We start from the raw sequence: 8,474 nt of genomic DNA on the forward strand, positions 1-8,474 counted from the left end.
GCAGAGATCGGACCGGCGAGGATGCGGATGATCATGGCGATGGTTGCGGCGCCCGCGATCTCGGCGCCGGACATGCCGGCGGCTTCTTCCATCCATACGGGCAGGTAAGGCAGGTTCGCGCCGAGCACGAGGTTGACCGCGAAGGCCGCCAGTGATGCGCGCCAGGGGTCGCTCAGGCTCATGGGGACTCCGATGTGCGGTGATCCGCCTGCACCGCCATGTCCCCGCGACTCCTTCGCCAGAATTGACCTGCGGGTGATACGCGGGTTGGAAGCGCGGCGGTAGGGGGCCGGGAAAAGAGTTTTCAGGCCTTTCCAGCGGCCCGGGGATGCATGTGTTCCAGGACGAGTTCGCCCAGCTGGCGGGCCTCGTCGGCGCGAGGGCTGCCGGCTTTCCAGGCTATGCCGATCTGGCGGCCAATGATCGGCGTCACGAAAGCGCGGATGGCAACATCAGGTCCGAGCGCCAGGCCGTTGTCGGCGGCGAGGCGCGGGATAAGCGAGACGCCGAGGCCGCCGGCGACCATGTTGACGAGGGTGCCGAGCGAGGTAGCAGCGACCTGCTCGCGCCCGGCGCCGGACTTCAGTCGGCAGACAGACAGCGCGTGTTCACGCAGGCAGTGGCCGTCCTCCAGCAGCAGCAGGTCTTCGTCCTTCAGGTCCTCCGGAGACAGGCCATTCTTGCGGGCGAGAGGATGGCCGACCGGGGCGGCGAGCAGGAACTCGTCGTCGAACAGGGTCATCGTCTCGATGCCGGGCGCGTCATAGGGCAGGGCGATGAAGGCCGCGTCGAGCGTGCGGGCTTTCAGCTGGTCGATGAGCCGGTTGGTCCGGTCCTCGGTGAGGTAGAGTTTAAGGCCCGGATACTGGCGCGTCAGTATGCTGACGGTCTGCGGAAGGACGAACGGGGCGATAGTCGGGATGGCGCCGAGATTGAAAGGGCCAGAGAAGCGCTCGCCAGCCGTGGTGACCGACTGCACGAGCGCATGGGCGTCGGCGAGCAAGGCCGAGGCGCGCGCGGCGGCGATCTCGCCGGCATGGGTGAGTGTGGCGCCGCGGGCCTCGCGCTCGGCGAGGGAGACGCCGAACAGGTCCTCCAGTTCCTTGATGCCGGCCGAGAGGGTTGGCTGGGTGACGTGGCAGGCTTCAGCCGCGCGAGAGAAAGAGCCGGTTTCACCGAGGGCGACGAGGAACTGCAACTGTCGGAGCGTGGGAAGATTCATAGAATATATCTATGTCAAATTCTGGAATAATCAATTTTTCTTATTGGCCGGGGGCTGCGATACATTAGGAGCAACAGGACGCCATCCGGTTCCGGTGCCGCTTCGATCCTCCCCCCTTATCGAACGCTTCAGGCGCCGGTTCCGGATGGTTCTCCTGCCAGCCGCCGTATGCGGATCGCGCATTTCCGGTCACGGATGTTGTGCGCACGCAGTGTGCCGGACGTGCCTGATCCCCGGGCGGGCGCACATTGCAGGCTGGTAAGGTTCTGTGCCCGTTCCGGTAGATTCAACGCTTCCACTATGATCGATGCGGCATCGCAACACACAGGCTCAAGCTCTGGAAAAGGTTAGGAAAAATTATAGCCTCCCACGAGGCCCCATGCCTGGGATCCACCGGGTTCCGCCGATGGGCACATTTTGTTCCCTTATTGGTCTTGTGTGGAAATCCCGATTCGGTCTGAGTGCCCATTGAGGCCCATACCTGCCCATGGTAGTCCATGTTTACACATGGTTTACCCATGGTGGGGTTGAGGCAAATCAGGACGAGGATGGGCGGGTGTTTTTTTCCACCTATGAGGGCGCTGTTGACGCGAAAGGGCGGGTTTCGATCCCGGCACCCTATCGCGCTGCCCTGGGTGGAAACTCCCGCGTTTTCATCTGGATAGCGCCAGACGGATCGGGCGCGCTTGAGGGCGGCGGCGAGGCCCTGATGGAGCTTTACGCCGAGACCCTGGCCGAGCTGCCGCTGCAATCTCCCGTCCGCGAAGCCTTCGTTACGTCGGTGATTGCAGGCTCGGCCGACCTTAAGATCGACGAAACCGGCCGGATCAAGCTGCCGGACGATTTCTGTGAAGCGGCCGGCATCTCCGGGCGCATCCGGTTCACCGGCGCAATCGAGAGCTTCAAGATCTGGGACCCTGCCCGGTTTGAAGCCCACCGGGCGCGTCAGAACGGCATCGCGCAGCAGCCGGCGACGCTGGACGCCTTCCACGAAGCCTACCGCGAAGTGCGCAGGCGCCGGGCGGCAGCTTCGCGCGGGGCGGCAGGCTGATGGCAGCGCACACAGGCACACGCGCACCGGCGCCTTCGGGGCACCTGCCCGTCATGCTGACGGAAGTGCTGGAAACACTTGCGCCGGCGGACGGCGACGTGATCGCGGATGGCACATTCGGCGGCGGCGGGTATTCGCGGGCAATCCTGAAGGCGGCGGATTGCTCCGTGCTCGGTATTGACCGCGATCTTGATGCGATCATGCGGGCAGAGGCGCTGGCGGCGGAGTTTCCGCGGCTGGTGCCGCTGCTTGGGCGGTTTGGCGATCTGGACGCGCTGCTGGCGCAGGCGGGGCGTCCGCAGGTCGACGGCGTGGTGCTGGATATCGGCGTGTCGAGCTTCCAGATCGACGAGGCGGAACGCGGCTTTTCCTTCATGAAGGACGGCCCCCTTGACATGCGGATGGGCGCCTCAGGCCCTTCGGCGGCGGATGTAGTGAACCAGACGGCCGAGCGCGACCTTGCCAACATCATCTTCCGGCTGGGCGAGGAGCGTAATGCGCGCCGGATTGCCCGGTCGATCGTCGAGCGGCGCGTCTCGCAGCCGTTTGACACCACGGCGGACCTTGCGGCACTGGTGGAAGTGGCCGTGGGCGGGCGGCGCGGCGCTCGGATGCACCCGGCGACGCAGACCTTCCAGGCGATCCGCATGTATGTGAACGACGAGCTGGGCGAACTGGCCCGGGGCCTGCGCGCGGCCGAGGCCGTGCTGAGGCCCGGCGGGCGGCTGGTCGTGGTGACGTTCCATTCGCTGGAGGACCGGCTGGTCAAGCAATGGCTGCGCGAGCACACGGGCGGGGCTCCGGCCGGGTCGCGGCATGTGCCCCTGCTCGCCAAACCCCGTGCGCCGAGCTTCGAGCAGATTACAAACAAGGCGCTGCAACCATCTGAAAAGGAAGTGGAAACCAATCCGCGCGCACGTTCTGCAAGACTGCGGGCGGCGCGTCGGACGGATGCTGCTGCCTTTGCCGGTCCGGCGGATGATGGAATGGACCTGCCGCCGATTAATGAGCTGGAGGCCTCCACATGAGCCGGCGGGCATTTTTCTTCGGGTTGCTGGTCGCAGCCCTTCTCGTTTTCAGCCTTTACCGTGCCAAGTATGGCGCCCGCGATACGGCCGCCGACCTGATGGCGGTCGAGGCGCAGATCGAACAGGCGCAAAAGGAAAAGGCGGTGCTCGAAACCGAGCTGGCGCACATGAGCCGGCGGGCCTGGATCGAAGAATACGCCCGCAAGGAACTGGGCATGGCGCCGCCTAAGGCCGACCAGATGGCGGACGAGGACGACCTTGACGATGTTGTGGGTCCGCCCACCGACGGCTTCGGGCAGGTGGCCGGTGCGCAGCAGGCTGAAGACGCTGGAGGGGCAACCCCATGAGCGAAGCCTCGCGCGACCGGACACGGCTTGCAGGGCTGGTGCTGTGCGGGCTCTTTGTCCTGATGGCCGGGCGGGGCGGTTATCTTGCGCTGTCGGGCGCGCCGGAATCGAGCGCCGCGACCATGGCGGCCCGGACCGAGCCCAAGGCGCTGCGGGGCGAGATCCGGGACCGCAACGGCCAGTTGCTGGCGACCACGGTTGAGGCCCATTCGCTGTGGGTCAATCCGAGCCTGATCTGGAGCGTGGACGAGGTGTATGACGGGCTGGTCGGCATGTTCCCGGAACTGTCCGGCACCAACCTGAAAGACCGCCTGTCGGACCCGTCCCGCAAGTTCGTCTGGGTGAAGCGCGGCCTGACACCGCGCCAGCGCGAAGCGGTGATGGACCTGCGCCTTGAAGGCCTCGGCTTTCGCACGGAAACGCGCCGCGCCTACCCGCTCGGCGAACTTGCCGGCCATGTACTTGGCCAGGTGAGTGTGGACGGCGAGGGAATTGCCGGTGTCGAACGTACGCTCGACAAGGCGCTCGCGAGCGGCGATGCGCCGGTGCAGCTGACGCTGGATGTCGAAGCGCAGGCAGCGCTTGAGTTTGAACTGGCGACGGCTGCTTCCGATTACGAGATGGAAGGGGCTGCCGCGATCCTGATGGATACGCGCACCGGCGAAGTGCTCGCGATGGCGAGCTGGCCGGCGTTCGATCCGAACCGGGCCACGGAGATACCTGCCGACGATCCATCGCGCCTGAACCGCGCGGTTGGCGCCGTCTATGAGCTTGGCTCGATTTTCAAGCCGCTGACGGTCGCCGCCGCGCTGGACCGCGGCGCGGTGCGCCCGAATGACAGCTTTGACGTCAGCCAGCCGATCCTCGTCGGCGGTTTCGAAGTGAAGGACACCCACAAGTTTGCCCAGACCGCGAACCTGACGGAAATCATGGTCGAAAGCTCCAACATCGGCACGGTGCATATTGCGCGTGAGCTGGGTGTGGCGCGGCTGAAGACTTTCCTCGATGACGCGGGGCTGCTGAGCCGCGCGCCCATCGAGCTGCCCGGCAGTGAGCGCCCGCTTGTGCCCAAGCATATCGACGAAGTGACGGCGGCCACGATCTCCTATGGCCATGGCATGTCAGTCTCGCCGCTCGCTTTCGTCGCGGCGTTTTCCGCGCTGGGCAATGGCGGCGAGATGATGCCGCCGACGCTATTGCTCGACCCTGACCGAGAGGCCGAGCCGGTGCGGCTTGTGTCGGCGATCACTGCGGAAATCGTCACGCGGATGATGCGCGAGTCGGTGATCCGCGGCACGGGCCAGACCGCGGAAGTGGCCGGCTACCGCGTGGCCGGCAAGACCGGCACCGGCGAGAAGGCGATTGCCGGCGGCTATGACAAGAATGCCAATATCTCGAGCTTTGCGGCGGTCTTTCCCGAGGACGGCCCGCAATATGCCCTGATCGTGACGCTGGATAACCCCAAGGCCAAACCCGGCCGAGGCGCAACAGCGGCAGGAAGTGCAGCCCCCGTGGCAGGCCGGATCATCGAACGTGTGGCGCCGCTGTTCGGCGTGACCCCGCGCTTCGACGATGTGCGCCCCGCCCGGCCTGGCCAGACCGCAAGGACCCCAGAAAGGAGTGCCCTGTGAAATTGAAGGACCTCTTCCCGCTCGCCGAGAACGGCGAGACCGAGATCCTCGGAATGACTGCTGACAGCCGCAAGGTTGAACCCGGATTCCTGTTCGCCGCCCTGAAGGGCAGCGTTCAGGATGGCAGCACGTTCGCAGCCATGGCCATCGAGAAGGGCGCTGCGGCGATCCTCTCGGATGGCAGCGCCGAGGCCGGTTGCGTGCCGCATGTGATCGCTGACGAGCCGCGCCGCGCACTGGCGCTGGCGGCGAAACGCTTCCACGCCGCTCAGCCGGAATTCGTGGTCGCCGTCACAGGCACAAACGGCAAATCCTCGACGGTCGATTTCGCGCGCCAGATCTGGAGCCGCGCGGGACTGAAGGCGGCCTCCATGGGTACGCTCGGCGCCATCGGCCCGGCAGGCAAGATTGATGTCGGGCATACGACGCCCGATCCGGTGACCATCCACGAGACACTGAAGGCGCTGGCCGGGCAGGGCGTGACGCACTGCGCGATGGAAGCCTCGAGCCACGGGCTGGAGCAGCACCGCCTTGACGGCGTGGACCTGTCGGCGGTGGCCTTCCTCAATTTCACGCAGGACCATCTCGATTATCACGGCACGATGGAGGAATACCTCCAGTCGAAGCTGCGCCTGTTTGCTTCCCTTGCGCCCAAAGGCATTCCGGCGATCGTCAATGCCGATAGTCCGCAGCGGGATGATTTCGAGAATGCGGCGCGGGCGGCGGGCCTGCAGGTTGTCTCGTTCGGCTGGCGCGGCGAGGATCTGTGGATCGATGAGCTGATGCCGAAGCAGGCAGGCCAGTCGCTGTTCCTCTATTGGCGTGATGTCGAACAGAAGCCGGTAGAGCTGCCGCTGATCGGCGAGTTCCAGGCGCTCAACGCGCTGGCAGCGGCGGCGCTCTGCCTGTCGCTCGGCATGGAGTTTCAAGCGGTGGCCGACGGGCTCGCCAATCTCAAGCCGGTCAAGGGACGCCTTGAATTCGTGGGCAAGACCGAAACCGGCGCGGCCGTGTTCGTGGACTATGCGCATACGCCGGACGGGCTGGATGTGCTGCTGCGCGCGGTGCGCCCGCATACGGCCGGGCGGCTCAAGGTGATCTTCGGCTGCGGCGGTGACCGGGACGCGAAGAAGCGTCCGCTGATGGGCGAGATTGCGAGCCGTCAGGCGGACGACGTGATCGTCACAGACGATAATCCGCGTTCGGAAGATCCGGCGAAGATCCGTGCGGCGGTGCTTGCCGGCACCAAGGGCGCGCGCGAGATCGGCGACCGGGCGGAGGCGATCCGCGCCGTGGTGCGCGAACTGAAGAAAGGCGACACACTTGTGATCGCGGGCAAGGGGCACGAGACCGGGCAGATCGTCGGCAAGCAGGTGCTGCCCTTCTCCGATCAGGAAGAGGCGCGCGAAGCGCTCACAGGGGCGCGGGCATGACGCAAGCGCTCTGGACCTCCGAGGATATAGAGCTGGCGACCGGCGGCGCGGCAACGGCGCCGTTCACGGTGACTGGCGGCGTGTCGATCGACACACGGACCCTGCAGCCGGGCGACCTTTTCGTCGCGTTGACCGATCAGCGTGACGGGCATGATTTTGTCGAGGCGGCGTTCAGGGCCGGCGCGGCGGGCGCACTGGTCTCGCGGCCGGTAAACGGCGGCCCTGCCGTGCAGGTGGACGATGTGCTGGACGCGCTGACAGCGCTCGGCATTGCAGCGCGCATCCGCTCCGGCGCGGTGCGCACGGGCGTGACCGGCTCGGCGGGCAAGACTTCGGTCAAGGAAATGCTGGCACGCATCTATGCGGCGTTCGGGCCATCGCATTCCAACGCCAAGAGTTTCAACAATCACTGGGGCGTGCCGCTGACGCTGGCGCGGATGCCGGAAGAGACGCAGCGCGCTGTGTTCGAGATCGGCATGAATACGCCGGGAGAGATTGCGCCGCGCAGCCATATGGTGCGCCCGCAGATCGGGCTGATTACATGCATCGCGTCGGCGCACCTTGAGGGTCTCGGCTCGGTCGAAGCCATCGCGCGCGAGAAGGCCGATATCTTCGCCGGCCTCGAGGCGGGCGGCACGATCATCCTGCCGGCGGAAGACGCCTTCCTCAACTATTTGTCAGCCCGCGCGCGCGAACTTTGCCCGACCGGCAATGTCGAAACCTTCGGTCGTTCGCCGGACGCCACCGCGCGCATAACCGGATACGAAACGGATGGGCGCACCTCCCGCATCACCGTTGATGTGGTCGGCCGCAGCGCGGCGGTGACCATTGATGCCGTGGGCGAGCATTGGGCGCTGAACGTTGCCGCCGCCCTGCTCGCGGCCAGCCAGACCGGACGCTCGGTCGAGGAGTGTGCGGCTGCGCTTTCGGGATATGCGCCGCCGCCTGGGCGCGGGACGGCGGAAACCCTGGCCCTTCCGGATGGCGGATCCTTCACGCTGATCGACGACGCCTACAATGCCAACCCCGCCAGCATGCGGGCGGCGCTGGCCTCGCTTGCGCAGCGCACGGGCGTCCGGCGCCTCGCCGCGCTCGGCGACATGCGCGAAATCGGTTCGACGTCGGGCGATGAGCACGTGGCTCTCGCCGGCCCGATCGTTGACGCCGGCGTCGATGGAGTATTCCTTGCAGGACCCGAAATGCAGCGCCTCGCCGAAGCGCTTCCGCCAGGTCTTCCGCAGGCCTCTGCTCCGTCAGCGGATGACTTGTGGAATCAACTGCAAAAAGCCCTGAAAGACGGTGATCTTCTCTTGATCAAAGGCTCGAATGCCTCCGGGATGGCTCGGTTAGCGGACCGCTTGCGCCAATGGAGTGCAGCGGCCGGTCTGGGCAAGATGGATGGCGGGCCAGAAGGGCCTGCGAGGGTAAGCTGATGTTGTATGAATGGCTCGCCGCGCCAAGCGGTGCCTTCAATCTCCTGAACTACATTACCTTCCGCACCGGTGCGGCAGTGGTGACGGCATTTCTCGTGACCGTCATCTTCGGCGATGTGATCATCAACGCGCTGCGCGCGCGCCAGGGCAAGGGGCAGCCGATCCGCGACCTGTCGCTGGAAGCGCAGATGTCGAAGAAAGGCACGCCGACGATGGGCGGCCTTTTGATCTGGCTCGGCCTGATCGTCGGCGTCGCGCTCTGGGGCAACCTCGCGAACCCGTATGTCTGGGTCACGCTGTTTGTAACCTTCTCCTTTGCCTTCCTCGGC

The 8,474-nt window shown here is 65.8% G+C and carries 7 protein-coding genes and 2 pseudogenes; 7 read left to right on the top strand and 2 right to left on the bottom strand.

Going from position 1 to position 8,474, the window contains the following annotated elements; translation table 11 throughout:
• Together WEA77_RS01290 and WEA77_RS01295 are read right to left on the bottom strand one after the other, a co-directional pair.
• Nucleotides 1-182, bottom strand: a pseudogene (locus tag WEA77_RS01290) (MFS transporter); the annotation flags it as partial.
• A 122-nt stretch (nucleotides 183-304) separates the two neighbouring features.
• Nucleotides 305-1,222 (bottom strand): hydrogen peroxide-inducible genes activator, encoded by a 918-nt coding sequence (locus WEA77_RS01295; RefSeq protein WP_368066068.1) that lies wholly within the window; start codon nucleotides 1,220-1,222, stop codon nucleotides 305-307.
• Nucleotides 1,223-1,709: 487 nt separating this feature from the next.
• On the opposite strand from WEA77_RS01295, the gene WEA77_RS01300 reads away from it, so the two are divergent.
• The 7 genes and pseudogenes from WEA77_RS01300 to mraY all read left to right on the top strand — a co-directional run.
• Complete coding sequence (locus WEA77_RS01300) at nucleotides 1,710-2,273, top strand: division/cell wall cluster transcriptional repressor MraZ (protein ID WP_368066069.1); 564 nt, start codon at nucleotides 1,710-1,712, stop codon at nucleotides 2,271-2,273.
• Entirely contained in the window at nucleotides 2,273-3,301 is a 1,029-nt protein-coding gene (gene rsmH, locus WEA77_RS01305) for a 16S rRNA (cytosine(1402)-N(4))-methyltransferase RsmH (protein ID WP_368066070.1), read from the top strand. Before WEA77_RS01300 ends, rsmH begins: the two co-directional genes overlap by 1 nt.
• Nucleotides 3,298-3,648 carry a cell division protein FtsL gene (ftsL, locus tag WEA77_RS01310; RefSeq protein ID WP_368066071.1) on the top strand — a complete coding sequence of 117 codons (351 nt, stop codon included), beginning with the start codon at nucleotides 3,298-3,300 and terminating at the stop codon, nucleotides 3,646-3,648. The genes rsmH and ftsL overlap by 4 nt, the downstream gene beginning before the upstream one ends.
• The gene (locus tag WEA77_RS01315) at nucleotides 3,645-5,279 is read left to right on the top strand and encodes a peptidoglycan D,D-transpeptidase FtsI family protein (RefSeq protein WP_368066072.1); all 1,635 of its coding nucleotides are present in this window, start codon (nucleotides 3,645-3,647) and stop codon (nucleotides 5,277-5,279) included. The genes ftsL and WEA77_RS01315 overlap by 4 nt, the downstream gene beginning before the upstream one ends.
• On the top strand, nucleotides 5,276-6,712 hold the full coding sequence (locus tag WEA77_RS01320; protein ID WP_368066073.1) for a UDP-N-acetylmuramoyl-L-alanyl-D-glutamate--2,6-diaminopimelate ligase: 1,437 nt from the start codon (nucleotides 5,276-5,278) through the stop codon (nucleotides 6,710-6,712). The genes WEA77_RS01315 and WEA77_RS01320 overlap by 4 nt, the downstream gene beginning before the upstream one ends.
• Nucleotides 6,709-8,145 carry a UDP-N-acetylmuramoyl-tripeptide--D-alanyl-D-alanine ligase gene (gene murF, locus WEA77_RS01325; RefSeq protein WP_368066074.1) on the top strand — a complete coding sequence of 479 codons (1,437 nt, stop codon included), beginning with the start codon at nucleotides 6,709-6,711 and terminating at the stop codon, nucleotides 8,143-8,145. Before WEA77_RS01320 ends, murF begins: the two co-directional genes overlap by 4 nt.
• Nucleotides 8,145-8,474, top strand: a pseudogene (gene mraY, locus WEA77_RS01330) (phospho-N-acetylmuramoyl-pentapeptide-transferase); the annotation flags it as partial. The gene murF and the pseudogene mraY, both read left to right, overlap by 1 nt.

This window comes from Hyphomonas sp. (genome assembly GCF_040882205.1).
In the GTDB taxonomy this organism is placed as follows: Bacteria; Pseudomonadota; Alphaproteobacteria; order Caulobacterales; family Hyphomonadaceae; genus Hyphomonas.